24 protein-coding genes are annotated in these 26,919 nt (G+C 52.2%); 9 read left to right on the top strand and 15 right to left on the bottom strand.

Annotation, left to right across the window (positions count from 1 at the left end; translation table 11 throughout):
• Window positions 1–1,010, top strand: a 1,010-nt coding sequence (locus tag WCC56_RS02530) for an oxidoreductase (RefSeq protein ID WP_424690871.1), incomplete at its 5' end; no start/stop codon positions are given.
• Between the two features lie 124 nt (window positions 1,011–1,134).
• On the opposite strand, the gene add is transcribed toward WCC56_RS02530, so the two are convergent.
• The 3 genes from add to malX all read right to left on the bottom strand — a co-directional run bounded on the left by add (window position 1,135) and on the right by malX (window position 5,122).
• On the bottom strand, window positions 1,135–2,133 hold the full coding sequence (gene add / locus WCC56_RS02525) for an adenosine deaminase (protein ID WP_424690870.1): 999 nt from the start codon (window positions 2,131–2,133) through the stop codon (window positions 1,135–1,137).
• A 147-nt stretch (window positions 2,134–2,280) separates the two neighbouring features.
• On the bottom strand, window positions 2,281–3,453 hold the full coding sequence (locus tag WCC56_RS02520; RefSeq protein WP_424690869.1) for a MalY/PatB family protein: 1,173 nt from the start codon (window positions 3,451–3,453) through the stop codon (window positions 2,281–2,283).
• Window positions 3,454–3,535: 82 nt separating this feature from the next.
• Window positions 3,536–5,122 carry a maltose/glucose-specific PTS transporter subunit IIBC gene (malX, locus tag WCC56_RS02515; protein ID WP_424690868.1) on the bottom strand — a complete coding sequence of 529 codons (1,587 nt, stop codon included), beginning with the start codon at window positions 5,120–5,122 and terminating at the stop codon, window positions 3,536–3,538.
• A 198-nt stretch (window positions 5,123–5,320) separates the two neighbouring features.
• Here malX and WCC56_RS02510 point away from each other — a divergent pair, with 198 nt between their 5' ends.
• Window positions 5,321–6,352 carry a Mal regulon transcriptional regulator MalI gene (locus tag WCC56_RS02510; RefSeq protein WP_424690867.1) on the top strand — a complete coding sequence of 344 codons (1,032 nt, stop codon included), beginning with the start codon at window positions 5,321–5,323 and terminating at the stop codon, window positions 6,350–6,352.
• A gap of 44 nt (window positions 6,353–6,396) precedes the next feature.
• Here WCC56_RS02510 and WCC56_RS02505 read toward each other — a convergent pair whose 3' ends face one another.
• Together WCC56_RS02505 and manA are read right to left on the bottom strand one after the other, a co-directional pair.
• Window positions 6,397–7,902, bottom strand: coding sequence for a YdgA family protein (locus WCC56_RS02505; RefSeq protein ID WP_424690866.1), 1,506 nt, complete (start codon window positions 7,900–7,902; stop codon window positions 6,397–6,399).
• Window positions 7,903–8,046: 144 nt separating this feature from the next.
• The gene (manA, locus tag WCC56_RS02500; RefSeq protein WP_424690865.1) at window positions 8,047–9,219 is read right to left on the bottom strand and encodes a mannose-6-phosphate isomerase; all 1,173 of its coding nucleotides are present in this window, start codon (window positions 9,217–9,219) and stop codon (window positions 8,047–8,049) included.
• Between the two features lie 197 nt (window positions 9,220–9,416).
• Here manA and fumC point away from each other — a divergent pair, with 197 nt between their 5' ends.
• Window positions 9,417–10,814, top strand: a complete 1,398-nt coding sequence (gene fumC, locus WCC56_RS02495; protein WP_424690864.1) for a class II fumarate hydratase — start codon at window positions 9,417–9,419, stop codon at window positions 10,812–10,814.
• A 55-nt stretch (window positions 10,815–10,869) separates the two neighbouring features.
• On the opposite strand, the gene tus is transcribed toward fumC, so the two are convergent.
• Complete coding sequence (gene tus / locus WCC56_RS02490; RefSeq protein WP_424690863.1) at window positions 10,870–11,805, bottom strand: DNA replication terminus site-binding protein; 936 nt, start codon at window positions 11,803–11,805, stop codon at window positions 10,870–10,872.
• A 166-nt stretch (window positions 11,806–11,971) separates the two neighbouring features.
• The gene (locus WCC56_RS02485) at window positions 11,972–12,373 is read right to left on the bottom strand and encodes an H-NS family nucleoid-associated regulatory protein (RefSeq protein ID WP_424690862.1); all 402 of its coding nucleotides are present in this window, start codon (window positions 12,371–12,373) and stop codon (window positions 11,972–11,974) included.
• A gap of 647 nt (window positions 12,374–13,020) precedes the next feature.
• On the opposite strand from WCC56_RS02485, the gene WCC56_RS02480 reads away from it, so the two are divergent.
• Window positions 13,021–14,097, top strand: coding sequence for an AbrB family transcriptional regulator (locus WCC56_RS02480; RefSeq protein WP_424690861.1), 1,077 nt, complete (start codon window positions 13,021–13,023; stop codon window positions 14,095–14,097).
• 94 nt (window positions 14,098–14,191) lie between these two features.
• On the opposite strand, the gene WCC56_RS02475 is transcribed toward WCC56_RS02480, so the two are convergent.
• The 3 genes from WCC56_RS02475 to bhsA (WCC56_RS02465) form a co-directional block, all read right to left on the bottom strand.
• Complete coding sequence (locus WCC56_RS02475) at window positions 14,192–16,234, bottom strand: choline transporter (protein ID WP_424690860.1); 2,043 nt, start codon at window positions 16,232–16,234, stop codon at window positions 14,192–14,194.
• Window positions 16,235–16,697: 463 nt separating this feature from the next.
• The gene (bhsA, locus tag WCC56_RS02470; protein ID WP_424690859.1) at window positions 16,698–16,955 is read right to left on the bottom strand and encodes a multiple stress resistance protein BhsA; all 258 of its coding nucleotides are present in this window, start codon (window positions 16,953–16,955) and stop codon (window positions 16,698–16,700) included.
• 54 nt (window positions 16,956–17,009) lie between these two features.
• Complete coding sequence (gene bhsA / locus WCC56_RS02465; RefSeq protein WP_424690858.1) at window positions 17,010–17,264, bottom strand: multiple stress resistance protein BhsA; 255 nt, start codon at window positions 17,262–17,264, stop codon at window positions 17,010–17,012.
• A gap of 316 nt (window positions 17,265–17,580) precedes the next feature.
• On the opposite strand from bhsA (WCC56_RS02465), the gene WCC56_RS02460 reads away from it, so the two are divergent.
• A complete protein-coding gene (locus WCC56_RS02460) occupies window positions 17,581–18,222 on the top strand; it encodes a TetR/AcrR family transcriptional regulator (RefSeq protein WP_424690873.1) in 642 nt (213 codons plus the stop codon).
• Between the two features lie 30 nt (window positions 18,223–18,252).
• Window positions 18,253–18,783: a peptide-methionine (S)-S-oxide reductase MsrA gene (msrA, locus tag WCC56_RS02455; RefSeq protein WP_424690857.1), complete on the top strand. Its 531-nt coding sequence runs from the start codon at window positions 18,253–18,255 to the stop codon at window positions 18,781–18,783.
• A gap of 36 nt (window positions 18,784–18,819) precedes the next feature.
• Here the strand turns inward: msrA and WCC56_RS02450 are convergent, their stop codons facing one another.
• The gene (locus tag WCC56_RS02450; protein WP_424690856.1) at window positions 18,820–20,073 is read right to left on the bottom strand and encodes an MFS transporter; all 1,254 of its coding nucleotides are present in this window, start codon (window positions 20,071–20,073) and stop codon (window positions 18,820–18,822) included.
• A 94-nt stretch (window positions 20,074–20,167) separates the two neighbouring features.
• On the opposite strand from WCC56_RS02450, the gene WCC56_RS02445 reads away from it, so the two are divergent.
• The 3 genes from WCC56_RS02445 (at window position 20,168) to bioD (ending at window position 23,212) form a co-directional block, all read left to right on the top strand.
• Window positions 20,168–21,052 carry a LysR family transcriptional regulator gene (locus WCC56_RS02445; protein WP_424690855.1) on the top strand — a complete coding sequence of 295 codons (885 nt, stop codon included), beginning with the start codon at window positions 20,168–20,170 and terminating at the stop codon, window positions 21,050–21,052.
• A 144-nt stretch (window positions 21,053–21,196) separates the two neighbouring features.
• The gene (gene mlc, locus WCC56_RS02440) at window positions 21,197–22,414 is read left to right on the top strand and encodes a sugar metabolism global transcriptional regulator Mlc (RefSeq protein WP_424690854.1); all 1,218 of its coding nucleotides are present in this window, start codon (window positions 21,197–21,199) and stop codon (window positions 22,412–22,414) included.
• A 129-nt stretch (window positions 22,415–22,543) separates the two neighbouring features.
• Window positions 22,544–23,212, top strand: a complete 669-nt coding sequence (gene bioD, locus WCC56_RS02435) for a dethiobiotin synthase (RefSeq protein WP_424690853.1) — start codon at window positions 22,544–22,546, stop codon at window positions 23,210–23,212.
• A gap of 91 nt (window positions 23,213–23,303) precedes the next feature.
• On the opposite strand, the gene osmV is transcribed toward bioD, so the two are convergent.
• From osmV to osmY, 4 genes are read right to left on the bottom strand one after another with little or no spacing between them, the layout of a single operon-like run.
• The gene (osmV, locus tag WCC56_RS02430; RefSeq protein WP_424690852.1) at window positions 23,304–24,443 is read right to left on the bottom strand and encodes an osmoprotectant ABC transporter ATP-binding protein OsmV; all 1,140 of its coding nucleotides are present in this window, start codon (window positions 24,441–24,443) and stop codon (window positions 23,304–23,306) included.
• On the bottom strand, window positions 24,443–25,090 hold the full coding sequence (gene osmW, locus WCC56_RS02425) for an osmoprotectant ABC transporter permease OsmW (RefSeq protein WP_265910339.1): 648 nt from the start codon (window positions 25,088–25,090) through the stop codon (window positions 24,443–24,445). The genes osmV and osmW overlap by 1 nt, the downstream gene beginning before the upstream one ends.
• A gap of 9 nt (window positions 25,091–25,099) precedes the next feature.
• Window positions 25,100–26,026 (bottom strand): glycine betaine ABC transporter substrate-binding protein, encoded by a 927-nt coding sequence (locus WCC56_RS02420; RefSeq protein ID WP_424690851.1) that lies wholly within the window; start codon window positions 26,024–26,026, stop codon window positions 25,100–25,102.
• Between the two features lie 21 nt (window positions 26,027–26,047).
• Entirely contained in the window at window positions 26,048–26,764 is a 717-nt protein-coding gene (gene osmY / locus WCC56_RS02415; protein ID WP_424690850.1) for an osmoprotectant ABC transporter permease OsmY, read from the bottom strand.
• Window positions 26,765–26,919 lie beyond the last annotated feature (155 nt).

The raw sequence follows: 26,919 nt of genomic DNA, 5'->3' as shown, positions 1-26,919 counted from the left end.
GTTACGGCTTTGCCAGCAAGACCTTCCATGCGCCACTGATCGCCGGTACCGCAGGCATGGAACTGGCCGTAGTCTCCAGCAGTGATGCCAGCAAAGTGCACGCTGACTGGCCATCCACTCAGGTAGTTTCCGATCCCCAAACGTTGTTTGACGATCCCACGCTGCAACTGGTCGTTATTCCTACCCCTAATGATACCCATTTCCCGCTGGCAAAAGCCGCGCTGAACGCCGGTAAACATGTGGTGGTGGATAAACCTTTCACCGTGACGCTGTCTCAGGCTCGTGAGCTGGACGCGCTGGCTAAAGCCAAAGGGCTGCTGCTCTCGGTATTCCACAACCGCCGTTGGGACAGCGACTTCCTGACGCTGAAAACGCTGCTGGCTGAAGGCACGCTGGGCGAAGTGCGTTACTTTGAATCGCATTTTGACCGCTTCCGTCTGGAAGTGCGCAACCGCTGGCGTGAGCAGAAGGGCGCCGGTAGCGGCATCTGGTACGATCTGGGGCCCCATCTGCTTGACCAGGCTTTACAGCTGTTCGGGTCGCCGGTGGCGATCAACGTTGATACGGCAGAGCTGCGTCCAGGCGCGCAAACCACCGATTATTTCCATGCTGTGCTGACCTATCCTCAGCGCCGAGTGGTGTTGCATGGCAGCATGCTGGTGGCGGCGGAATCCCCGCGTTACCAGGTCCATGGCACCAAAGGCAGCTATGTGAAGTACGGTCTGGATCCGCAGGAAGACAGCCTGAAAGCGGGTGCACGTCTCCCGCAGGAAGACTGGGGTTACGATATGCGCGATGGCGTATTGACGCTGGTAAATGGCGACATGATGGCCGAAGAGACGTTGCTGACCACTCCAGGTAACTATCCGGCGTATTATGCGGGCATCCGTGATGCTATCACGGGTGACGGTGCCAACCCGGTTACCGCTGAAGAAGCTATTCAGGTGATGGAACTGATTGAACTTGGCCTGCAGTCAGCCGAGAAACGTCAGACAATGTCACTGAAGTAGCGGTTATAAAAAAGCCCCGCTGACCTGGACTGTACCTGAAAGGGGACAGTTCATCTCAGCGGGGCTTTTTATTTGGGCCTGCATGACTCTCCTGCAGGCCGCTTTAAATCAGATAGACTGGCCTTTATGCTGCCACTCTGGCGCGTACAGCTTCTTTCTCTGCATCAGTCAAAAACGCAATCTTCAGGCCGTTTTCCTGTGCCGTGCGCATCTGCGCCAGGCTCAGGCCAGCTTGTGGAGCCGCAATTTCGTACTCATACGGCAATTCAATCCCCTGAACCGCTGGGTCATCCGTGTTAATTGTCGCCAGGATGCCGTGATCAAGGAACTTCGCCAACGGATGCTGAGCCAGTGAGGCCACAGTGCTGGTCTGAATATTCGAGGTCAGGCAAGACTCCACGCCAATTTTGTGCGCGGCCAGGAAATCCATCAGCGCTGGATCTTCAACAGCCTTCACGCCGTGGCCAATTCGTTCAGCCCCCAGCTCACGGATCGCCTGCCAGATGCTCTCCGGGCCCGCAGCTTCACCAGCGTGAACGGTGATGCGGAAACCGGCGTCACGCGCGCGGTTAAAGTGGCTGAGGAACTGGCTGCCAGGGAAGCCCAGCTCATCACCGGCCAGGTCCAGAGCCGTAATGCCGTCACGATGAGCCAGCAGGCCTTCCAGCTCACGCAGGCAGGCTTCTTCGCCAAAGGTCCGGCTCATAATGCCAATCAGGCGCACATCAATATTGTGTTGCTTACAGCCTGCACGCACGCCTTCAATCACCGCTTCCACCACGCCAGCCACTGGCAGGTTATGGGTCATTGCCATATAGCCCGGCGAGAAACGCAGTTCGGCATAATGAATTCCTGCGCGCGCGGCATCTTCCACATTTTCCTGCGCAATACGGCGGCAGGCTTCCAGTGAACCCAACACTTTGACGCCCCAGTCCAGCTTATTCAGAAAGCTGACCAGATCGGGCTCGGTTTGGGTGACCTGAACGTGGGGACGCAGCAATTCCAGGGTGGTAGCTGGCAGGGTAAGGTTAAATTCGCGGCCTAAATCCAGAATGGTTTGTGCACGAATATTGCCGTCAAGGTGGCGATGAATATCGGTGAGGGGAAGCTGGGTATCGATCATGTCGGCGCACTCATGTTGTTTTAATAAGTGCATAACAGTATAAAAACAATTTGCGCAACACCGCCAGCGAATTGCGCAAACAAGACGTTAAGTGCCGATAATTTGTGCTTAAGACAGCCTGTTTCCCCTCATCGTGCAGGCAGACGGCTAAAGCAGGCTGCGAATAGCGGCAATTAAGCGGTCAAGGCCGTCATCCACTTTGCTGCGGGGGCAGCCAACGTTCAGCCGCAGATACCCGTTGCCCTGTGGACCATAAGTGTAACCCGGCATGATCGCCACTTTTTGCTGCTCAATCAGCACCTGTTGCAGCGCTTGATCGTCCAGCCCCAGCGGATTAAGGTCAATCCACGCCAGATAGGTCGCCTGAGGCGGCTGCCAGTTTAACCGTGGAAAAGCCTGATTCAGCCTGCTGGCAACGTGCTGCAGATTCGCTTGCAGATACGCCCGTAAAGCATCCAGCCAGTCCGCCCCTTCGCGGTAGGCGGCAATATGCGCGGCAACAGCCATGACGGCAGGAGAAGATAAGCCATCCGCATTCTTCGTCGCCTGGAACCAGGCCTGACGATCCTGTTCATCGCTGATAAAACCATAAGCACCGGTCAGCGCAGGAACGTTGAAGCTCTTTGAGGCCGAGGTAAACAGCGCCCAGCGGCCACTGGCTACGGAACTCCAGGGAATATGCAGCTCGCTGCCCATCACCATATCCATATGGATCTCATCGCTTATCGTCAGCACGCCATGGCGCTGGCACAGGTCTGACATCTGCTGAAGTTCAGCGCGGCGCCACACCTTTCCGGTCGGATTATGGGGGCTGCAAAGCAGCATGATTTTGCATTCCTCGCGGCTGAGCAGGGCTTCAAGCGCGACCATATCGCATTGCCACTCAGCTCCTTCGCGTTGCAGGGGTAACGAGAGCACCTGACGATCGTTGCCCTCAATCACTTTGTAGAAGCCATCATAGGCTGGCGTGTGGATCAGCACGGCATCGCCGGATGAAGACCAGTGACGGATCATCTGGGCGACCATATAGATCACCGAAGCACCGTAAACAATCTGCTGATGATCAACGCTTACTGCAAAACGCTGCTGATACCAGTGGCTGATGGCGGAGAGAAAATCCTGATGTTGCCAGCGGCTGTAACCCAGTACGCCATGCGTCACGCGCTGCTGCAATGCCGAGATAATGCAGGGCGCGGTAGCGAAATCCATATCGGAGATGGTGAAGGGCAGTAAATCAGCGTGCCCAAAACGGTCGGCAACAAAATCCCACTGGGTACACCAGCTGCCGTGACGATCGATAACCCGATCAAAATCAAACATAAAAGCTCCTTTTTAGCGCCGCAAAATAGAGAAGGGCCGAAAATCTCTCTTCAGCCCATTCCTGCCAACGTCCTGTGCTTGATCAGCCGGGAACCGCTGTCATCATGCTGGCCATCTCATCTTTAACCGACTGAACTTGGGGTCCAATAACCACCTGCAGGCTGTGCTCGTTAAGGTGAACCACACCAATCACCCGATTTGCCTTTAGCGCCGCATCATCCACCAGGCTCATGTCTTTAATCGACAGACGCAGGCGAGTGAGGCAGTTATCCAGCGAATCAATGTTATCCATGCCGCCTAATGCGGCGAGGATGGCTGGCGTGTTGTAGCCAGACTTGCCGACAGTCGCGGAGAAATTTTTATCAACCGTTGTGGTATCCACATCGCGCCCTGGCGTTTTGATATTGAAGCGGGTGATAGCGAAACGGAAGATCACGTAGTAACCCACAAACCAGATGGCGGCAACCAACGGCACGAAATACCATTTGGTCGACAGGCCGTGCAGGATACCAAACACCACAAAGTCGATAACGTTGCCGTCAGTGTTACCGATGGTGACGCCAAGGACCGCCATCACCGTAAAGCCCAGACCCGTTAATAGCGCATGGATCACATACAGCACCGGGGCAACAAACAGGAACAGGAATTCAATCGGTTCAGTGGTTCCGCCAACCACGCAGGCAACCACACCAGAAATCAGCAGGCCTTTAATCTTATGTCGGTTTTCAGGGCGCGCGCAGTGATACATCGCCAGCGCAGCACCAGGTAAACCGCCGAGGAAGGCCGGCATTTTACCCTGTGACAGGAAGCGAGTAGCGCTTTCAGAAAAGCCAGCCGTGGTGGGGCAGGAAAGCTGTGCCTGGAAGATGGTTAAGGCACCGCTGACGCTGTGTCCGCAAACATCCATCGTGCCGCCCGCATCGGTGAAGCGGATAATGGCTACCAGGATATGCTGCAGACCGAACGGCAGCAGCAGACGCTCGCCGGTGCCGAAGATCATCGGGCCAAACTCGCCAGCGCCGTTAATCACCCATCCAAGACCGGTAATAGCCGCAGCAAACCAGGGCCAAATCAGCGGAATGACCAGGCCAACCAGACCCATTACCAGGGTGGTGATAATGGGCACAAAGCGGGTGCCGCCGAAGAATGCCAGCGCATCCGGCAGGCGAATGGTATTGAAGCGTTCATGCAGATAAAACACGATTATCCCGACAATGACCGCGCCCAGGATCCCGGTATCAATCGACTGAATGCCGATGATATTCTGGATGTTATTCGCTTTCAGCACGGCTGCATCGGTGGTTGGCAAAATACCTTTGGCATTTAGCCAGAAATTTACCGCCAGGTTCATCACCGCAAAGCCAACAAAGCCGGAGAAGGCCGCAACGCCTTTATTTTCACGCGCCATACCCAACGGGATAGCGATGGCAAACATCACCGGCAGGTAGCTAAAAGCAAAGGAGCCGACTTTGCTCATCCACATAAAGATCAGCTGCAGAACCGAATTGCCCAGGAAAGGGATCAGGGTAATCACATCGTGGCTGCTCAGCGAGCTGCCAATGCCCATCATAATGCCGCAGAAAGAGAGCAGCGCGACGGGGAGCATAAAGGTTTTGCCTAAACTCTGGAAAAACTCCCAAAGCGTAATTTTTTGTTTTGTGGCCGACATGGGCTCTCCTGGCATAAAAAAGCTCAGCCGCTGCTGAGATAAAAAAATGATAAAACGTTTTACCCACCATTAATGCGTGATGAGTCACACTCTTATCCGGCGCGAAGGTTTTATTTACCGGCCGGGCGGTGTAACGTTTTATCTCACTGTTTCGATGATGCTGTACGAACAGGTCAGCCAGAGCTGACTGGACAAAATATGTCGCTGAAAAAAATCACAATTAATGATGTAGCAGCCGAAGCGGGGGTCTCCGTGACCACGGTTTCGCTGGTGCTTTCCGGCAAAGGACGAATTTCGCCTGCTACCTCGGAGCGAGTCAATCGGGCGATCAACGCGCTGGGTTTCGTGCCTAATCGTTCCGCTACCATGTTACGGGGCGGAGGAAGTGGCGTAATCGGGCTGATCGTGCGTGACCTTTGCCAGCCGTTTTATGCCGAAATGACCGCCGGACTGAGTGAAGGGCTGGAGAAGAACGGCAAAGTGCTTTTTCTGACCCAAAGCGGGCCAAAAGGGCAGAATATCGATCGCTGCTTCGACACGCTGGTGGCCCAGGGTGTGGAGGGCATAGTGCTGGGCGGCGGGGCAGATAATGCCTCTCATCTGGTCAAAAAAGCCCGTGACCAGGGCATTGCGATGATCTGTGCTTCGCGCGCCAGTAGCCTGGATGACACTGACTCCATCCGTCCCGACAACATGCATGCGGCAAAAATTGCGACTGAATATCTGATCAAGCGCGGGCATCACTGCATCGCCTGGTTGGGCGGTTCTGGCTCTTCTTTGACGAGGGCAGAGCGGATTGGTGGCTATTGCTCCACACTGCTGCAATACGGCCTGCCTTTTCGCAGCGAATGGATTATTGAAAGCGGTCGCCATCAGCGAGACGTGGCGGAAGTGACTGAGAATCTGATTCATCATCATCCAACCATTACCGCAATCCTCTGCCATAACGCCTCGGTCGCGCTGGGCTGCTATTTTGGCCTGCAACGCACGGGGAGAACCATTGGCAAAGGAGGGATGGACAGTTATTACGGCCAGCAAATGGCTTTGGTAGGATTTGGCGATTCGCCAGAAGCGGAGCTGACCGATCCCCCGCTGACTTTTATCACCAGCTCTGCGCGTGAGATTGGCCGCAGTGCCGCACAAAGGTTGTTGCAAAGAATGAGCGATCCACAAGGTGCGGTGCAGAACGTCATTTTACCGCCGGTGTTGATCGAGCGAGGATCGGCATAAAAAAAGGGCGCGATAATCGCGCCCTTACTGTTAACGCCTCAGCGTTACTGCGGCATACCTTCTGCAGCAGGGGCACCGCCACCTAACATATAGCGTGCCAGGAACTGGTCCAGCGCCATTTTGTCGCCGTTCATGGTGACCTGACCAGTAGCGTACTGCAGGCTGGTAACAATGTTATTGTCCTTCTGGGTAGTCAGTTTGAACATCTGACCCATCGCCGCCACACCTTTGACCTGCTGATCGGCCAGTTTGGCTGCTTCTTCCTGCTTATACCCTTCCGCCATGGCCACGCTGGTCATCATTTCGGTGGCCATATCCATGTTGATCGACAGTTTAGCGTCCAGCGTTTTCAGCACGTTATCCACGGCCTGGCCGATGTTCTGTGGCTGAGTCGTGTTGGCTGCCGGATCTTTAAAGTGGACGGCCAGGTTGAAGCTGCTCTCGCCTTTATCGTTCTTCCAGCTGAAGGGCGCGATGTTCACAATCGGATCGCCTTTCAACAACAGCGGCAGATTTGCTGAGAAGATCTGGCTCATACGCTGTTGGTAGAGTTGAGGATTGTCGCTAATACCCGGCTCATTCATCAGCGCCTGGACCTGACTGTTGTAGTTGTCAGAGAAGGCTTTCATGCCGTTAGCATCAAATTGGGACAGTTTGATAGCCAGTTTACCCTGACCAAAGTTCTGGTTTTGCAGCTTCAGGGAATCCAGGGCGTAGTCGATACTGCCCGAAATCAGGCTCTTTTCAGAATTGAAGGAGGACTTACCGTTCAGGCCTTCAGCGACAAACGCTTCTTTGCCATCCACCATTGCGGTGAGCTTCTTCAGATTGATGCTCTGATCGCCAATGCGCATCCCTTCCGGGCTGAGGTGCGTGCTGGCATCCAGTTTCAGTCCGTTGGCGGTGAACACCACAGGCATATCCAGCTGGTTTTTGGTGCTCAGCACCAGGCTTTCCAGGTCGCCGCTGAAATTGACTTTATCACCTTTGTTATCAGCGTCGACATTGATGATGCCGCCGTTAGAAGCAAAGCGCTCGCCAGTTTGGGCGTTGTTATAGTCCACAGGCAGCAGGGTAATGGCTGAAGCGGTTGCGCCGCTATAGCCAACGCGGGTATCAGCCTGAATGATTGACTGACCTTTGGTCATCTCAAACAGTTTCTTCACCGCATCGGTATTCTCAAGCTGAGTATGGACGGAGGCCATGCTTGGGATCAGGTTGAATTTTTTCAGCTGAGCGAACGGGAAAGGACCGTGATCGATCTTCTCATCAAACACGATGCTCTGGCCTGGCTTAATCAGCGAATTGTCTTCCGTCTGCGAGTTAGACTGCAGCACAAAGCGGGCGGTACTGGTGAATACCCCGCGCTGGAAATCCTGGTAGCTCAGTTTAAGACGGTTTTCCGGCGCCATGTTGTTCATCTGGGCATTCGCATTCTGCACCAGCTCATCCATGTGTGTTTCCAGTTGTTTGCCGGTAAACCACGCGGCTCCGGTCCAAATCACGCCGAGTGCGACTACTACGCCTATCGCTATCTTTGTCTTCTTCATCTGTAAGTCGTCCTTTTTGGTCACTGGCGCCGGCAAATCGATCCTGTGGGCAAATGCCTGGCGAATAAAAAACGCCCTGAGGCGTTTTTGTTTAATAATTTGAATAATAATAGCAATTGTCGCGGTTCGCGTCAGCCGCAAATCCTAGAGAAGGTTGCAGACGCGCGCCACCCGGCCATTGCCCGCCAGCGTAACCTCAGCGTCCGTAGCCGGAACAAAACAGGATTCGCCTGGTTTCAGCGTCAGCTGTTGGTCGTTGTGGCTGACTACCGCCTGGCCGTCCACACAGAACAGAATAGCGGCACTTTGCACTTTTACTACGGCAGGTTGAGCGTTGAGCTGGTGGAGAGAGAAGGCAAAGTCTTCCACCGGAACCGGGAAATCAAGTGTATCACCGTTCTGCACAGGTTGAGTTAGCAAGCTGGCGTAAGATTTAGCTTCAAATTTAAGGTTCGCCATCAGTTCGGGGATATCGATGTACTTTGGTGTCAATCCAGCCCGCAACACGTTATCCGAATTGGCCATCACTTCCAGCGCCACGCCCTGCAGATAGGCGTGTGGCGTCTCGGCGAACAGGAACATCGCTTCGCCCGGCTGCAGTTCAATCACATTCAGCAGCAGCGGAGAGAACAACCCGCTGTCATCAGGATAGAACGCTTCAATCAGCGAAATGGTGTCCCAGGGCTCGCCTTGCTGGCTGCGAAGCTCACTTTTCAGTACGTCCAGTGCCAGGCTCTTTTCTTCCCCCTTCATTGACAGAAGCGCGGTGAACAGCGCCGACAACTCCCTCATCTCAGGGGACTGCAGGAAATGGGCAATCGCGGGATGCGCTCCAGCTACGGGCTGAAGCAGCGAGATAATCTCGTGCAGCTCGCGGAAGCCGTTGATGGCTTTAAAAGGCGTGAGGGCAAAGACCAGCTCAGGCTTGTGGTTAGCGTCTTTATAGTTACGGTTTGGTGCATCAAGAGGGATGCCAGCCGCATTCTCTTTGGCAAAACCCACTTCTGCCGCCGCTTTGCTCGGATGAACCTGAATCGATAATGGCTGATCGGCGCAAAGCACTTTAAACAAGAAGGGCAGCTCGCCAAACCGGTTAGCTACGGCTTTGCTGAGCAGGGCTTCTTTATCAGCATCAATGACGTCTCGTAATGACTGCTTCTTGCCGTCGACTTCTATCCAGGAAGGGCTTTTAGGGTGTGCTCCCATCCAGAGTTCCGCCATTGGCAGCTTGTCGGGGTTAGGAATGCCATAAAGATCGGTGAGGGCAGAAGGGCTGCCCCAGGCGTAATTTTGCAGCGAATTGATTAATTTTTGCATGTTAGCTCACACATAATCGGATAATTACGGCCTGTATTAAAGCAGAAAACCACGCCTAAAAGACAATGTGGAGTGCAAGAAGGTCGAATGAGTCGCATAATGTTAAATTCTTGTATGCCAGAATATCGCCCGCGCTTTTTGCCTTCAGAGGCAAAGTAAGGGTTTAAAATCATATTATTGTGCAAAAGGAGAGAGTCATGGCTGCCAACCGCATTGAGAAAGATTCAATGGGTTCCATCGAAGTTCCAGCAGATAAACTGTGGGGCGCGCAAACGCAACGCTCACTGGAACACTTTCGCATCTCCACCGAGAAAATGCCTGTTGAATTAGTCCACGCACTGGCGCTGACCAAGCGCGCTGCGGCTAAGGTGAACAGTGATTTAACCCTGTTGCCCAACGAACGTGCAGCAGCAATTATCTCCGCTGCTGATGAGGTGCTGGCCGATAAACACAGCGCTGAATTCCCGCTGGCTATCTGGCAAACCGGCTCCGGTACCCAGACCAATATGAATATGAATGAGGTGCTTGCCAATCGTGCCAGTGAGATCCTGGGCGGCGTGCGCGGTATGGAACGTCTGGTGCACCCTAACGACGATGTGAATAAAAGCCAGAGCTCCAACGATGTCTTCCCGACAGCCATGCATGTCGCAGCGGTCCTCGCGATTCAGGAGCATTTGCTTCCTCAGCTTAAAGTGCTGCAAAAAACACTGAACGAAAAAGCTGAAGCTTTTAAAGATATCGTTAAGATTGGCCGTACTCACCTGCAGGATGCCACGCCTTTAACGCTCGGTCAGGAGATTTCCGGCTGGGTGGCGATGCTGAGCCATAACCTCAAACATATTGAGCAGAGCATTCCACATGTAGCCGAACTGGCATTGGGCGGCACGGCGGTGGGGACAGGGCTGAATACTCATCCAGAATATGCCGTGAGGGTAGCCAAAGAGTTAGCCGATCTGACGAAGCAACCTTTTGTTACCTCGCCAAATAAATTTGAAGCACTGGCAACCTGTGATGCACTTGTTCATGCTCACGGTTCGCTGAAAGGGCTTGCTGCCTCCTTAATGAAGATTGCTAACGATGTGCGCTGGTTATCTTCAGGCCCCCGCTGTGGCATTGGCGAAATTGCAATTCCTGAAAACGAACCCGGCAGCTCGATAATGCCAGGCAAAGTCAATCCGACCCAATGTGAAGCGATGACCATGCTTTGTTGCCAGGTGATGGGCAATGATGTGGCGGTGAATATGGGTGGCGCTTCCGGTAACTTCGAGCTTAACGTTTATCGCCCGATGATTATCCATAACTTCCTGCAGTCGGTGCGGATGTTGGCAGACGGCATGGACAGCTTTAATCACCACTGTGCGGTGGGGATAGAGCCCAATCTGGACCGTATCAGCCAGTTATTAAATGAGTCGCTGATGCTGGTGACGGCGTTAAATACGCACATTGGCTACGATAAAGCGGCAGAAATTGCGAAAAAAGCGCACAAAGAAGGCTTAACACTGAAAGGGTCTGCGTTGAAATTGGGCTATCTGACGGAAGCGGAATTCGACGCCTGGGTTCGTCCGGAAGAGATGGTCGGCAGTATGAAGACGTAATGACGATTTGATGAAAGGAGCGGAATGTATTCCGCTCTTTTTTTTGCCTGAATGCTCAAATTGACAGATTTGTATCACTGTATAAATGTAATCTGGGGATCACCGGAAACAGTGGCGTGGCTGGGGGCTTAAATTTATGGGCCACATTCTCAGCATCATAATTGAGTAATTCACCGAGCTTAGGAAGCTGATTAGCCTCCGCACAAAGCACCAATAAAGGAGAAGGGCAGGCCAGCTGTGTTTGCTTCTGCTGCTGTTTATTCCATACGCGCGCAATCGGCTGCACCTTAACCGGGCGCTTAATCTTCAGTTTTGCACTCGCGGGTAACGAATTAATAAGAGCTATCTCATCCTGTAGTTTTTCAGCCCATTGCTCACGGCTCCACGGCGCCATTGCTCGCCCAGAAGCTACGCTTTTCTTCAGCTTTTCCAGCACCTCTTGCCGGGTGACATTTTTAATTATGTGCTTATTTGCCCAGCCAAATCGCAGGGAGTCTGGTGACTCAAGCAAGGTAATTGAACGGTAGGCATTAAGAGTTATTAAGCCTCTGAGGTGCGTATGGACAAATTCAAAGCGCTCCTCGCTCTCCACGCCGGACTCCACGGTAATAATCTGCTCAAGGCGCATTTTCAGGCTATTAATCGTGGCTACCTGCTGGCGGATAACCGCTGATTCTTCCGGCGTAGCTTCAAAGCAAATTGCGCCGGGCAAGCGTACGGCAGCTTTAGTGCTTAATGATTCGGATTGATGTTGGATAAACAGGCGGGAATAATGGCTTAGTGCCAGATTTAATGCTGGTTGTGCAAGGTGCTGAGTCACGTTAATTTTAAGCAAAGGTTGATGTTCCTGACCTTTGTGCACCGGCGGCAATTCAAACACTCGCGCCATCAGCAGGCGAAGTGTCGGAAGTTTATGGGTTAAGGCTTCCAGCGCTGTCTGCAGCTCTGCCACGCAGCGATGTAAGTTATCTACGGCATCATATCGGCTCATCAGCACTCACTCTTAGTTACAACATACTCGTTATTGTTCAGAACAGAGAACGCTCAAGAATTGGTTATGCAGTTACAGGGAAAATTAATAAGCGGCAAAAAAAGAGTCGTGAGAGTAAAAAGAGGGGAAGGTTGCCACGCCAGCAAAAACTGACGTGGCTGGAAGATTAAATCAGGAAATCTTCCAGTTTTTTACCCTGGTCCAGCGCCTGCTTAATTACCGCAGGAGTACGGCCCTGGCCGGTCCAGGATTTAGTGTCACCGTTTTCGTCGGTGTACTGGTATTTGGCTGGGCGTGGTGCACGCTTGGCGCGAGATTTACCCGTAGAGGTCTCTGCAGAAGTGAGTTCGCTTAAATCGATGCCGTCGTCCAGCAGCATCTGACGGTATTTAGCCAGCTTCTCTTCTTTTTCCTTAACCTCAGAAGCGATAGCCGCTTCTGCGTCACGACGTTCATTTACAACCGCTTCGAGTTTTTCCAGCATCTCTTCAAGTTCAGTTAAAGAAACTTCACGAGCCTGAGCACGAAGGGTTCGAATGTTATTTAATACTTTCAGAGTTTCGCTCATAAGGAATCCGTAGCGTTGAGTGGTTTAAAATTAATCAGTGTATGTATCGGAGACCAGTGTACAGAGAAAACGGGCGGTTAAAAACACCTAATCATGAAAATGTTTATTTATTTTCGCTATTTTTACGCTGTTTAACCACAGAGATCTCAATTTGAACAAGCTTATATTTACAATATTGAGACAAATCTTAACACCTGCTACGGCAATGCGTTGGGCAAATGAACAAATCCCATTCCGGGGCCTGGCAATAATTACGCTACTTTTGTCACATTCTTATATCCAATAAAAGACTTTACAGCGCCAGCGTTAATATGAGTGACCAGCAGGTTTATCCTTTGTTAACCCGCACTTATACCCGGCAATGTTAACCCCTTTGAGAGGGAATATTTCAGCAGGTTTGTCGGGGCTATATCGTAACAGGCCTAAATTATGCGCGACTGGTCTGCTTCCCCATAACACAGTTACAGCAGGGGGATTCAGTCGATTGTCTACTTTAGTTACAACATACAAATGCATTCACAGAACAAAACCGTGGCTTTAAGTCAGACGCCAGACTTATCATCCTTATCGCGGTAATAAAGTCGGGCAGGGACTTATGTGCTGATAAAATGGTTGGCGTACCTGTTGGGCACTGTATGGAGTCGTTAATGAAAATACCTCCCTTGCGTTGGTTCTGGTTGCTTCTTTTTTCCGCTCTGGCTGTCGTTGGCCTGGAAAGTTTGAACCTACCTGCGGCGCTACTTTTGGGGCCGATGGCAATGGCGATCGTTTTTGCCGCCCGTGACAAACCTTTAGTTATTCATCGTAATCTGTTTTATCTGGCGCAGGGCGTGGTGGGCAGCATGATAGCCCGTGCCATTCCCGCCTCTATATTTGTCGAAATAGCCAAAAACTGGCCTTTATTTGTCGCCAGTATTTTCTCGGTCATTATCGCCAGTTCGCTTCTCGGTTGGTTGCTGACACGCTGGCAGGTGTTACCCGGTTCAACGGCAATTTGGGGATCCTCACCCGGTGCAGCTACAGCGATGACATTAATGGCAGAAAGTTATGGTGCGGACGTGCGGTTAGTGGCTTTTATGCAATATCTTCGCGTGGTGATTGTGGCGGTGGCCGCCACTGTCGTTGCCCGCATTTGGGCTCCGGAGATGCCATCAGGCTCTGCACCTTCAAGCTTTGATATTATTCAGCCGGTCGCCTGGGGACATTTTGGCATTACCGTTTTACTTATCCTCGCGGGCGTGCTGGCGGGTAAGGTCTTTCGAATTCCAGCTGGACCCTTGCTGATTACGCTGGCGGGTGGGGCGATTTTGCAGGATTTCAATCTGCTGACGATTGAATTGCCTCCGGCATTATTGATGGTGGCTTATGCAATTATTGGCTGGAGCATCGGGTTGCGATTTAATCGAGCCATTCTGCTGTATGTCGCCAAAGTGTTACCAAGGCTGCTGATGTCTGTTTTCATCCTGGTGGCAATTTGTGGCGTATTTGCCTTTGGTCTGGTGCATTTTGCTGGAATTGATCCGCTGACTGCCTATCTGGCAACCAGTCCGGGCGGTGCCGATTCCGTGGCTATTATTGCCTCTTCCAGCCATGTGGATATGCCATTCGTTATGTCGATGCAAACCGGCAGGTTTATTGTCGTTCTGTTAACCGGGCCAGCGCTGGCAAGATGGGTGGCTAACTCGATGGAAAGCAGGCAACGGAAACAAAGTGAAAGACGCTGAAAACAGAAAGGCCGGGTTAACGGCTAAGCAAAATGTCAGAAAAAGACTCAACATTCGCTTGCTGTTAACCCGGCCGGGTCGTCACTCCGTTCCTTTATTGCGTTTCTGGGAACGGCATTGAGTTACCCGGTGCTTCACGGTGAATATGCAGGAAAGTTAAATGACGCTCGTATTGATCGAGAATGTCATTAATGATCTGCTCTTTGGTGTAATCCATCAAATCATTGCCCTGCGTTCCTTCCAGCAGGAAGGTTTCCAGCCGGTAGTAATCCGTCTTACCGCTACGCGCACGATAGGTGAAGGCCGGAACCGAATATTGCTGTGGCCAGATCTGATACAGGAAACTCTGCTCCTCGCCCAGCGTCACCAACATTTCCAGATGGTTAAGGCGTTCATCTTCCAGCGGTGGCAGTTCGCTAACCTGAACCTGAGCGCCGCGGCGTTCCAGTTCAAGCGCCACTTCCTGCATTGCGGGCAGACAAACATTGTCGATCATCTTCTTGGTGTGCGTACTGCCCGGATAATGCATCACGCGGGAAATACGCTGTTTCCAGTTCAGGCGGTCTTCACGAGAAACCGGCATCGGTTGGGTATTCACTACGCTACTTGCCCGACGATGGTCTTCCACTCGCAGGGATTTATACAGCCCGGCCATTACAAAGAAAATCACGAAGCTGAAGGGCAGGCCCATTATTACGGTGGTTTTCTGCAACGCGGTCACACCATTCACCATCAGCATGCCTACGGTCAGTAAACCTATTGCCACTGACCAGAAGACCCGCAGCCAGTTTGGTGCATCGTTGTTGATATCACTCAGTTTTGAGGTGAAGTTACCCAGCACCAGCGAACCGGAGTCGGCAGAGGTCACATAGAACAAGAAACCGGTAATGGTGGCGACCGAAGCGCTGAAGCTGAAGGCTGGATATTGCGCCAGCAGGCTATAAAAACCGCGTTCCGGGTGCGCCAGCGTTTCCTGTGCAAAGGCCAGGTTGCCATGAATAATTTGACTCAGCGCGCTGTTACCGAAGATTGACAGCCACAGCAAGGTGAAGATAAACGGAATGGTCAAGGTTCCAACCACAAACTGGCGGATAGTCCTTCCACGAGAGATACGCGCCAGGAACAGGCCGACAAACGGCGACCAGGCAACCCACCAGGCCCAGAAGAACAACGTCCAGTTGTTCATCCACTCGGTAGGGCGGTCAAAGGCAAAGCTGTTCAGCGTCATGCCCATAAAGCGATTGATGTAATCACCAACGTTGAGCACCAGTGCATTCAGCAGGAAACTGGTATCCCCGACAAACAGCACAAACACAATCAGGAACAGCGCCAGCAGAACGTTCAGCTCCGACATCAGTCGAATCCCTTTATTCACGCCCGAGGTGACGGAAATCGTCGCCATAACCACCGACAGCGCAATTAATCCCGCTTGCGCAGTTAACCCTTCCGGAACATGGAACAGGACATGCAGCCCGTAATTCAGCTGCACCACGCCAATACCCAGAGTAGTGGCGATACCAAAAATGGTGCCGATAACCGCTGCGATGTCTACAGAGTGGCCAATTGGGCCATTAATCCGTTTGCCGAAAATAGGGTAAAGAGCGGAACGGATCGTCAGCGGCAGGCCATAACGGTAGCTGAAGTAGCCCAGCGCAATCCCCATCAGTGCGTACATCGCCCAGCCAGTCAGGCCGTAGTGGAACAGCGTCCAGACCATTGCCTGACGCGCAGCTTCCATGGTTTGTCCCTGGCCTTCTGGCGGCATCATATACTGGGTAACCGGCTCGGCGACTGAGAAGAACATCAGATCGATACCGATACCTGCCGCAAACAGCATGGCGGCCCAACTCATCAGGCTGAACTCAGGTTTGGATTGCTCCGGGCCCAGTTTTATTGAGCCAAAGCGAGACGCGGCAATCACCACCACAAAGACGATATAGACCGTTGCTGCCAGCAGATAATACCAGCCGAAGGTATTTGAAACCCATTCGAGGGCAGCGTTAATCCACCGATCCGATAATTCTGTAAAGAAAATCGTGGTGAGGGAGAAGAGCAGAATAAGTCCTGCAGAAGTGTAGAAAACCACGGGGTTAATGCGGTCTTTTTGTTCTTTCCTGGATATTTCAGTCGTCGGCATACCATCTCCGAAAATAATCAAGATTGACCCCGATCTTTGCAAAGCGTGCCTTAGCGCATACTGGGAAATTCCGCCGCATATCCGCTAACTACACTGGGCAATAGTCAGGTTGTGAATTTATCCTGCTGAATTTGTTAAGTTAATTCGTCAATATTTCACCTTTTTTGTCGACTTTTTGTCAAAACAGGCTCCCATCATAGGTTTTATTGATTGAGCATTCAATTAAAAATAATTTCACAGTGGGCAGTGTTGGATTTATTCCCACATAAAGTGTGGTCTTATTTCAGGCTGCAGAGGAGCCAATTAACGGAATAACCGAAGCGGCATTGAACCGGATATTAATCTGATTAAGACCGAGAATGACCAGGTTTAATTGAGGCGGAAAGAGGGGGGGATATTGCCGGAGTCAGTGCAGTAGGACCGCCGCCAGTGATTAGCTGGCGGCAGGGCGGGCGGAACAGAATTAATTATAAATGATGGCTGTGCCATGCAGGTTGTTCTGACCAGAGGTCGAAGTGATGAGAAAAGATTTCGCGCCCGCCAGTTGAGCCTTCTCCGAAAGTTGTGACTCCAGAGAAGCCAGATTGGTGCTGCCTGTGGCGCTGATCACGCCAATTTTTTGCTGATTTTCTGGTGCACTGTTTACCAGGTCGGCGGCCATGCTACCGAATGAGAGTGAACCTAAAATCACAGCTGCTAAAGCTAATTTGATGTTTTTCATGACGATACCCTTAATGTGAAATAGTTGATGGTGCAAAAAGCTCATTCGGTGCAATTACTGATAAATCTCTGCAGTAGCATGCATGCGGTTATTACCTGTGGTTGAGGTAATACGGAATGATTTTGCACCAGCGGCATCGGCTTTAGCCGACAGCTGAGATTCCAGTGAAGAAAGGTTGGTGCCAGAAGCGCTAACCACGCCTACCTGCTGTTGATTAACAGGTTCCTGTCCTACAACGTCAGCAGCAAAGCCAGCGAAGGAAACGGAAGTCAATGCGAGAGCAGCCAGGGTCATTTTCAGGTTTTTCATAGTCTTTATTCTCTTCCAATTCGGTTTAGTTGATGTCTGGGTCGTTATTAGTTAACGATCGATAACTAAATGGTATTCCTGTCACGCCGACCCGTCAATAGTATTTTATTAACGACCGTTAATTTAATTGACAAGCCATTGATAAAAAATGATTTAAAGAGTAAAAAAAAAGTGCTGACACGGCTGATCCTCTCCGTTAGAAGCTCATTCCCCTCTCTGGGGCAAGGAAACTGACGAACGGACTCGACATGGCGGCGGAAATGTTTTTATAATGATCGGTAATTTATTCCTCAATGCGTTGCCAAAGAGAGGATGTATGACCGATCAGGATATCTGCACACGTAAGGGCCGGGGACGGCCAAAAACCTTCGACCGTGAAGCGGCGTTGGATATTGCGCTTGAGCTGTTCTGGCGCCATGGTTATGAAGCCACCTCATTATCCGACCTGGTTGAAGCGACAGGAGCGAAAGCCCCAACGCTGTACGCAGAATTTACCAATAAAGAAGGGATGTTCCGCGCCGCGGTAGATCGCTATATAGAGAAGTTTTCAGAGCAGCGTCAGGCAGCACTGGCCTGCCCGGAAAGCTGCGTAGAAAAGGGCGTTGAAGGCTATTTCCGCTCAACCGCGGCCTGTTTTACCGATGGCAAAAAACCGGCAGGCTGCTTCTTTATCTGTACTTCCACAGCCCTTTCAGCGGACTCAACCGACGTCGCTGATATGCTGCGTTCAAGGCATAACAGTCAGGAAAATCACCTGAACGAGTTTTTGCTGTCACGACAGGCCGCCGGAGAGTTAAACGCTAAGACCGATATCACCGCGCTTTCTGCTTATCTCGGCTGTCTGCTCCAGGGAATGTCAGTGCGCGCCCGCGAGGGAGCGACCAGGGCAGAACTGGATGGCATTATTGATACGCTTATGCTGCAATGGCCGATATTAAGCCGGACTGGTTGTCACTAAGTCAGGCAGGATCGTAAAAGAGGAGTCACCATGACAATTGAATATGCAACCATCGCCGGAGGCTGCTTCTGGTGCACAGAAGCCGTTTTCAAACAGATTACTGGCGTTGTGTCGGTAGAAAGTGGCTACATTGGTGGTCATACCAGCAATCCTACCTATCGCCAGGTGTGCGATGGCAACACGGGTCATGCTGAAGCCATTCGTCTTGGCTTCGATCCGGAGAAAGTCAGTTATGGCGATCTGCTGGACATCAGCTTTGCCACCCACGATCCAACCCAGCTTAACCGCCAGGGTAATGATATTGGCACCCAGTATCGTTCAGCGATTTTCCCGGCGGATGAAACTCAGGCTGAAGAAGCGAAAGCGGCTATAGTTCGTGCGCAGGAAGACCAGACCGCGCCGATTGTGACCACCATTGAAGGGCCAGCTGAGTGGTATCCGGCAGAAGAGTATCATCAGAACTATTGGGAAGGTGAAGGGCAGCAGAACCGTTATTGCCTGGCTGTAATCCCGGCGAAACTGCAAAAGCTGCATAAACGTTACGCAGACCGCACCAAGTAGTTAACGATCATAAGAACGGGCGCAAGGCCCGTTCTTCTATAACGCTTTACTTCTGAGACGACCCCCCACCAGCAATGCAATCACCAGTAGGGTACAGATAAAGGCGGTAATCCCATACCAACCGAACTGATGCCAGAAAACGCCTCCCAACGTGCCCGCCAGACTGGAACCCAGATAGTAGCTGAACAGATACAGCGAACTTGCCTGTCCTTTTGCGCGCCTTGCACGCGGGCCTATCCAGCCGCTGGCAACGGAATGTCCGGCAAAAAATCCGGCAGTGAACAGCATCATTCCTGGTAATATTAGCCAGACCGAGCTGAACAGCGTCAATAAAACACCCGCTACCATCATGCCGATCGAAAAAAGCAGCACTGCAGAGCGGCCGTATCTGGCGGTCATCGCCCCTGCTTTAGGTGAACTCCAGGAACCGGTCAGATAGACCACTGACAGCAGACCGACGATCGCCTGACTCAACCCATAAGGCGGCGCCAGCAGGCGATAACCAATATAGTTAAACAACGTCACAAACGCGCCCATCAGCAGGAAGCCTTCGGCAAACAGTAAGGGCAAACCGCTGTCGCGCCAGTGCAGTTTGAAGTTAATCAGTAAGCTGCGCGGCTTGAGTGAGGCAGGGCGAAAATGACGCGAAGGAGGCAGAATTTTCCAGAACATCAGGGCTGAAGCCAGCGCGAAACAACCAATCACCGCTACCGCAACACGCCAGGAAGTGAAATCAGTGATCACTCCACTCAGCAGCCTGCCGCTCATCCCACCGATAGAATTCCCGCTGATATACAGCCCCATTGAAAAGGCGATCACGCTGGGATGCACCTCTTCACTGAGGTAGGTCATGCCAACCGCAGCAACGCCACTTAATGACAACCCGATCAACGCGCGCATGATCAAAATGCCGTGCCAGCTGGTCATGGTCGCCGAAAGCAGGGTGCAAACGGCCGCCATCAGCAACGCCGTGACCATCACCGGTTTCCGTCCAAGGGCATCAGAAAGCGGCCCGGTAACCAGCAGCCCCAGCGCCAGCAGGCCCGTAGCGATAGAAAGCGACAGGCTGCTGGCTGCAGGGGAAACACCGAATTCCTGCGAGAGCACCGGCATAATTGGCTGCACGCAGTAAAGCAGGGCGAAGGTAGCCAGACCGGCGGAAAACAGCGCCAGCGTCACCCGCATAAATTGCGGTGTGCCACGTTTGATGTACTCAGTGCTTTGGGGGAGAGGTTGGGAAGGCCGCTCTGCGCTGTCATCAAGCGTCGCGGAAGGTGATGAGCGATTCACTGCAAATCCTTTCAATTAGATCGTTCTGGTTACTGTAATAAGGGATTAATATGATGTCTAATCTATTAATAATCTCGAATGAGACTTTTAAGCTATGAATATCGAGCTTCGGCATTTGCGCTATTTTATCGCGGTAGCAGAAGAGCTGCATTTTGGACGAGCGGCGCAGCGACTAAATATCTCGCAACCGCCTCTGAGCCAGCAGATTAAAATTCTTGAGCAGCAAATTGGCGCCCGGCTGTTTGCCCGCACAAATCGTAGCGTGCAGTTAACCGCTGCGGGCAGCCAGTTCTTGTCCGATGCCCGTCAGATCCTGCTTCAGGTCGATCAGGCTGCTGATAAAGCTGCAAGGTTACATCGGGGTGATGAAGGCGAACTGCGGATTGGTTTTACCTCATCTGCGCCTTTTATTGTTGCTGTCTCTGATGCACTGTTCACATTTCGGCAGCGTTATCCGGGCGTACACATTCAGATGCAGGAAATTAACACGCGTCAGCAGCTGGAACCGTTGAATGAAGGACGGCTGGACCTGGGCGTGATGCGTAATACCCCGCTGCCGGAAACGCTGGACCATCAGCTTATGTTACGTGAGCCTTTGTTTGCGGTGTTGCCGAAGGCACACCGGTTAGCCGGGGAATCGGCTCTCTCTGTTACTGCCTTAGCGCAAGAGCCCTTTGTTTTCTTCGATCCCAAAGTGGGGACCGCGCTCTATACCGAAACGCTGGCGCTATTACAGCGCTACGATATTCAGCCCAATATTGCCCAGGAAGTGGGCGAGGCGATGACTATTCTTGGTCTGGTGTCTGCCGGTCTGGGCGTGTCGATTTTGCCAGCCTCGTTCAGCCGCATCCGCCTTGAAGATGTCAGTTGGGTTGCGTTGAAAGAAGCCGATGCCTGGTCAGAAGTGTGGCTGGTCTGGGCGAAGCGGCGGGAGACGACCGCGCTAATGAAACAGATGAAGGAACTGCTCTTACAGTGACCAACTGCTGGAATATCCGCCGGCTGAACGGCTTTTATGTGCTGCAAATCACATTCCGAATCAAATATTTGACGCCATCCGCGAAGTGTTTCACCATGACTGAAAGCTTTATTTTGAAGCGTGAAAATAAGTGGGAGCAGGGGTGTGATAGCGGACGGTCAGCCTGGCCACATTGACCAGATCAAACAGACAAATGCAGGGGCAGTTTATCGGCTGATTGATCGGTTCGGGCCCATTTCGCGCATAGAATTAGCGCGCAAAGCGCAGCTTGCTCCTGCCAGCATCACCAAAATTGTGCGTGAGATGCTGGAAGCCCATCTGGTGCAGGAAACCGAGTTTCAGGAAGTGGGTAGCCGGGGGCGGCCAGCCGTTGGCTTAATTCTGGATACCCAAGCCTGGCACTACCTTTCTGTTCGTATCGGTAACGGTGATATTACCCTGACATTACGCGACTTAAGCAGTAAGTCAGTGGTGGAAAATCTTTGTTCGCTGCCGGTGGAAAACAGCCAGCCTCTGTTAGAGCGGATTATTGCTGAAGTAGACGCTTTCTTTATTCGCCATCAGCACCAGCTGGAGCGACTAACGGCAATAGCTATCACCCTGCCCGGCATTCTCAATGCCCGGAGTGGCATTGTTCACCGCATGCCTTTCTATCAAATCACCGATATGCCTCTGGGACCAGAGCTGGAGAAACGCACCGGTTTGCCAGTCTATATTCAGCATGATGTCTGCGCATGGACGCTGGCCGAGTCGTTGTTTGGTGCCTCTCAGGAGGCCAAAAACGTGATTCAAATAGTGATTGATCATCAGGTGGGTGCAGGCGTGATCACCGGCGGCAGGCTGTTACACAACGGCAGCAGCACGCTGGTTGAAATGGGGCATACGCAGGTCGACCCTCATGGCAAACAGTGCTATTGCGGTAACCACGGCTGTCTTGAAACGGTTGCCAGCAGCGAGAATCTGCTGGAGTTGGCTGCGAAGCGGCTCGAAACGATCGATCACAGCAGCCTTAAGGATCAGCCCCTGACTCTTGAAACCCTGTGCGATGCCGCGTTAAAAGGTGATCCGCTCGCCACGGAACTGATCACCGGGGTTGGCCAGAGCGTGGGCCGCATTGTAGCGATCATGGTAAACCTGTTTAATCCTCAAAAAATATTGATTGGTTCTCCGCTAAACCAGGCGAGAGAGATTCTTTTCCCGGCGATTGCAGATTGCATTCATCGTCAGTCCCTTCCGGCTTACAGCCAGCAAACTGGCATTGAACCAACACAGTTTCTTAACGTTGGCACCATGCCAGGGGCCGCACTGGTCAAAGACGCTCTTTATGACGGCACCTTACTGGTGAAACTGCTGCAAGGCTGATTCTCCTGGCTTATCGCCAAAATATTGCGCTAACTCAAGCTGACTTTCTTCAGACTGCCTTACTATGCCCGCCGTTAATTGTTAATTCATTTTAATCAATTTAATCGGTCATGACCCACGGAGAGCAGCATGTTGAAGCGGATATTTGTTACTGGTACTGACACAGAGGTAGGCAAGACGGTCATCAGTCGCGCCCTGCTGCAAAAGCTGGCAGAAGGCAACAAAAGCACCCTCGGCTATAAGCCAGTTGCCAAAAGTAGCCAGCAGACTGAAGAGGGGCCGAGAAACAAAGATGCGCTGATCCTGCAAAATTCCTCGACTGTGCAACTGCCTTATTCAGCAATCAATCCCGTCACTGTGCTTGATGATGAAGTCAGCACCAGTCAGGATATTCTTGTAGATTACGCCATGCTGAGTGCAGGGCTACGGTCACTGACCGAACAAGCCGATTATGTTGTGGTGGAAGGAACAGGCGGCTGGCGCAGTTTGATGACCGATTTACGGCCGCTTTCCGACTGGGTCATTGAAGAGAAAATGCCGGTGGTGATGGTCGTAGGGATTAAATTGGGCTGCCTTAGCCATGCGGTCTTAACGGCTGAAGCCATTATCAATGATGGCCTGCCTTTGCTGGGCTGGGTAGCGAACCGAATCAATCCGGGACTGGGACATTACGCTGAAATTATTGAGGTTTTGAGCAACAAAATTCAGGCTCCCTTGCTGGGCGAACTGCCTTATCTGCCAAGGGCAGAAACGCGGGATCTGGCAAAATATATTGATCTGAGCGCTGTGAAGTTTTGACCGGGAAGGGGGAACGGAAGAGCGTATCAGGCGAGGATCTTAACTGACTTTCAGCGGCATCCTTGCCGCTGCGAAGTCGGTTAAAGCGTGTTTAAGACAGGTTCAGAACGCGACGTGTACGGCCAGAACTCAGGTAGTCCGCAATATAATCCTGCGAAATTTCCCCGCTGTAACGGCCTTCTTCGTCCACAATCGGCATCCACACCAGATTGTGCTCGTAAAGTTTGGACAACACGATGCGCAGGTTCTCTTCCGCACGTCCGGTGACGGTGAACTTATTCAGCATCTCAACACACTGCCCAGTGGCTCCGCGTGCTTCACGACGTTTTACAAAGCCCAGCGGCTTACCGTCATCATCGACCACGGTGATCGAACGCATATCGTTGTCATCCATCATGCCGAAGGCTTCAGACAGCGGAGTAGACTTCTTGACGGTGATGGTCGGTTGTTGATCGGTAACGTCACCAGCCTGTACCAGCAGCAGACGTTTCAGCGTACGGTCCTGACCGACGAACGAGCCCACAAAGTCGTTGGCTGGTTTAGCCAGTAATTCGTCCGGGCTGGCGCACTGGACGATTTTCCCCTGGCCAAACACCGCAATACGATCGCCCAGTTTTAAGGCTTCATCAATGTCATGGCTGACCAGCATCACGGTCTTCTTCAACTGGCGCTGCATATCCAGAAACTCGTTCTGGATCACTTCACGGTTAATCGGGTCGACCGCACCGAAAGGTTCATCCATCAGCAATACCGGTGGATCAGCGGCCAGCGCGCGGATCACGCCGATACGCTGCTGCTGTCCACCAGACATCTCACGCGGATAGCGGTGCAGGAAGGTTTTCGGATCCAGCGCAACCATGCTCATCAGTTCAGTCGCACGTTCGCGGCAGCGCTTTTTGTCCCAGCCCAACATCTTCGGTACGACGGTGATGTTTTCTTCAATGGTCATGTTAGGGAACAGACCTATCTGCTGGATCACATAGCCGATGTTACGACGCAGCGTGACGGTGTCCAGCCCGCTGGTGTCTTCCCCGTTGATCAGAATTTTGCCACTGGTTGAAGGGATCAGGCGGTTAATCATTTTCAGCGTGGTGGACTTACCGCAGCCAGAAGGGCCGAGCAGTACGCACATTTCACCTTCCGGTACGTTGAGGCTGACATTGTCCACGGCATTAAAAGTGGTGCCGTTTTTCTGGCTAAACGTTTTAGTGAGATTTTCCAGTTTTATCATTATCGAATCCCCTTAGGAGTCAGCGCCAGCTGCAAGCGGTGCAGCAGCCAGTCGAGAATAATTGCCAGCAGACAAATCATCAGAGCGCCTGCAATCAACATGCGAACGTCACTGCCGCTGATGCCATCAAGCAACAGCAGACCCAGACCGCCCGCACCAATAACGGCAGCAATCGCCATTACGCCAACATTCATCACCACGGCAGTGCGAATACCGCCAAAAATCACCGGGAGCGCCATAGGGATTTCTACCCAACGCAGACGCTGCGAGAACGTCATGCCGATACCGCGTCCAGCCTCCCTTAAACCGGGCGGGATATTCTCCAGCGCGGTATGGGTGTTACGGACAATCGGCAGAAGGGAATAAAGGAATACTGCAGTGACCGCAGGCAGTACGCCAATTCCCTGACCAATCATCGAGAACAGGGGGATCATCAGACCAAATAACGCGATGGAAGGAATGGTCAGCACGATAGTGGCCAGCCCTAACACCGGGGTTGCCAGCCACTTATAGCGCACAATGATGATACCGAGCGGCACACCGATGACGATCGCCAGACCCACGGCCAGGCCAACAAGCCACAGATGCTGAAAGGTCAGTGAGGCTAAATAGCTCCAGTTATCAATTATATAGTGGATAGTATCCATACTGCCTCCTTAGAATAAGCCTTTCGATTTAAGGAAATCACTCGCCACTTTCTGTGGTGACTGATGATCGATATCAACCCGCTTGTTCATCTCGGTGATGGCTTCATCCGTGATAAACGGTGACAGGGTGTTCAGCGCCTCTGCCAGTCCTGGATGAGAATCCAGCGTCTCTTTGGTAACAACTGGCGTCACGGCGTAGCTTGGGAAGAAGTTCTTATCATCCTTCAGCACTTTCAGTTCGAAGCCTTTAACGCGTCCATCGGTGGTGTAAATCAATCCGGCATCGACAAAACCATCACGAATCGCGTTATACACCAGGCCTGGGTCCATCTGACGGATTTGCGGGCGATCCAGCGGCATGTTGTAGGCCTTCTGTAAAGGCTTCATGCCATCAGAACGACCAGCAAACTCCAGATCCAGCCCTAACATCCAGTTATTATCAGGATCGTTTTTCCGCACGTCTTCAATCTTTGCCACCAGCTGCGACATGGTGTCGATATGCTCAGCATCAGCACGTTTACGCTGCATGGCAAAAGCATAGGTATTGTTCATTGGCGCCGGGTTCAGCCAGACCAGGCCGAGTTTGCCATCCAGCTTTTTCACCGTTTCGTAAGCTTCTTTAGAGGACATTGGCTTGTTGATATGGTTAAAAATAATCAGTGAAGTTCCGGTGTACTCCCAGGTCATATCTACCTGTTTATTGATCATCGCGTTGCGACCGATAGTGGTGGCAATATTCGTTTTCGCTTCAATCTGGAAGCCTTTCTTGCGCAGATACTGCGTGGTCAGCGCTGAAAGGATATGCTGCTCGGTGAAGCTTTTGGTTGCCATCACAATCGGTTCGGCGGCGGCAACGCTGGCGGTCATAGCCAGCGTGGCGCTCAGAGCCAGTGCGGTATGTCGAACCCAGCGGGTTAAAGATGAGGCCTTAGCCATTTGTCGCTCCTTATTCTTCTTCTAAACGGCCGTATGCGGGCTTAGCAGGCGACCAAGGCCAGCCAGCAACATATCGAGGATCAACGCAAACAGCGCGGTAGCTGCGGCACCCAGGATCAACGTAGGGAAGTCATTCAGATAGATGCCGGGGAAGATCAGTTCGCCGTAGCTGCTGGCACCAATCAAAAACGCCAGCGGTGCGGTTCCCACGTTGATTGCGGTAGCCACACGAATACCAGACAGCATCACTGGCCAGGCGTTTGGCAATTCAACCTGGCGGAGGCGCTGACCTTTGGTCATGCCAATGCCGTTGGCCGCTTCAATCAGCGAGGCCGGTACAGAACACAGTCCGGAATAGGTATTTCGCACAATGGGCAGCAGAGAAGCGAGGAACAGGGCGATAATCGCCGGGCGGTCGCCAATGCCGATCACCACCATTGCCAGCGCCAGAACGGCCAGCGGAGGTAATGTGTTACCCACGTTGAAGATCTGCATAACGTATTCCGCCCATTTACGGGCAGCGGGGCGGCTGAGAATAATGCCGCTAGGGATACCGACCAATAAAGCGAACAGCATTGACCAGAAGACCAGCTTCATATGCTGCTGACCGAGATAGACCAGGTCTACCTGACGGGTTTTAATTGTCTCCACTCCAAGGCCATACACCAGCAAGCCAATGACTACAGCAAGAAACAGTACGGCCAGTGCAGCACGCCGGAGAAGCGTTTGGTTTTGCATGAATTCCTCTCCCTGAATATCCGGAATAACGCCAGGTCCGGAAGCAGTTAAAATGTGACGTCAGAAGCAGTGAATGACGCCCAACGCTGTCTTATGACGTCAGATGCAGGCTGTGACGACAAACGATCTTTTGTGCCGTTAAACGCTTTTATTGG

The organism is Erwinia sp. (assembly GCF_049696395.1).
Lineage (GTDB): Bacteria > Pseudomonadota > Gammaproteobacteria > Enterobacterales > Enterobacteriaceae > Erwinia.
Note: the sequence above shows the minus strand (reverse complement) of the source record. Positions and strands in the feature narration are given on the sequence as shown.

Coding starts and splice junctions, on each gene's coding strand:
- WCC56_RS02460 (WP_424690873.1), top strand. CDS start 17,581: ATGACCGATCAGGATATCTGCACACGTAAGGGCCGGGGACGGCCAAAA.
- fumC (WP_424690864.1), top strand. CDS start 9,417: ATGGCTGCCAACCGCATTGAGAAAGATTCAATGGGTTCCATCGAAGTT.
- WCC56_RS02505 (WP_424690866.1), bottom strand. CDS start 7,902: ATGAAGAAGACAAAGATAGCGATAGGCGTAGTAGTCGCACTCGGCGTG.
- WCC56_RS02485 (WP_424690862.1), bottom strand. CDS start 12,373: ATGAGCGAAACTCTGAAAGTATTAAATAACATTCGAACCCTTCGTGCT.
- osmW (WP_265910339.1), bottom strand. CDS start 25,090: ATGGATACTATCCACTATATAATTGATAACTGGAGCTATTTAGCCTCA.
- osmV (WP_424690852.1), bottom strand. CDS start 24,443: ATGATAAAACTGGAAAATCTCACTAAAACGTTTAGCCAGAAAAACGGC.
- msrA (WP_424690857.1), top strand. CDS start 18,253: ATGACAATTGAATATGCAACCATCGCCGGAGGCTGCTTCTGGTGCACA.
- WCC56_RS02520 (WP_424690869.1), bottom strand. CDS start 3,453: ATGTTTGATTTTGATCGGGTTATCGATCGTCACGGCAGCTGGTGTACC.
- manA (WP_424690865.1), bottom strand. CDS start 9,219: ATGCAAAAATTAATCAATTCGCTGCAAAATTACGCCTGGGGCAGCCCT.
- WCC56_RS02475 (WP_424690860.1), bottom strand. CDS start 16,234: ATGCCGACGACTGAAATATCCAGGAAAGAACAAAAAGACCGCATTAAC.
- bhsA (WP_424690859.1), bottom strand. CDS start 16,955: ATGAAAAACATCAAATTAGCTTTAGCAGCTGTGATTTTAGGTTCACTC.
- WCC56_RS02480 (WP_424690861.1), top strand. CDS start 13,021: ATGAAAATACCTCCCTTGCGTTGGTTCTGGTTGCTTCTTTTTTCCGCT.
- osmY (WP_424690850.1), bottom strand. CDS start 26,764: ATGCAAAACCAAACGCTTCTCCGGCGTGCTGCACTGGCCGTACTGTTT.
- malX (WP_424690868.1), bottom strand. CDS start 5,122: ATGTCGGCCACAAAACAAAAAATTACGCTTTGGGAGTTTTTCCAGAGT.
- WCC56_RS02445 (WP_424690855.1), top strand. CDS start 20,168: ATGAATATCGAGCTTCGGCATTTGCGCTATTTTATCGCGGTAGCAGAA.
- bhsA (WP_424690858.1), bottom strand. CDS start 17,264: ATGAAAAACCTGAAAATGACCCTGGCTGCTCTCGCATTGACTTCCGTT.
- WCC56_RS02510 (WP_424690867.1), top strand. CDS start 5,321: ATGTCGCTGAAAAAAATCACAATTAATGATGTAGCAGCCGAAGCGGGG.
- bioD (WP_424690853.1), top strand. CDS start 22,544: ATGTTGAAGCGGATATTTGTTACTGGTACTGACACAGAGGTAGGCAAG.
- add (WP_424690870.1), bottom strand. CDS start 2,133: ATGATCGATACCCAGCTTCCCCTCACCGATATTCATCGCCACCTTGAC.
- WCC56_RS02420 (WP_424690851.1), bottom strand. CDS start 26,026: ATGGCTAAGGCCTCATCTTTAACCCGCTGGGTTCGACATACCGCACTG.
- tus (WP_424690863.1), bottom strand. CDS start 11,805: ATGAGCCGATATGATGCCGTAGATAACTTACATCGCTGCGTGGCAGAG.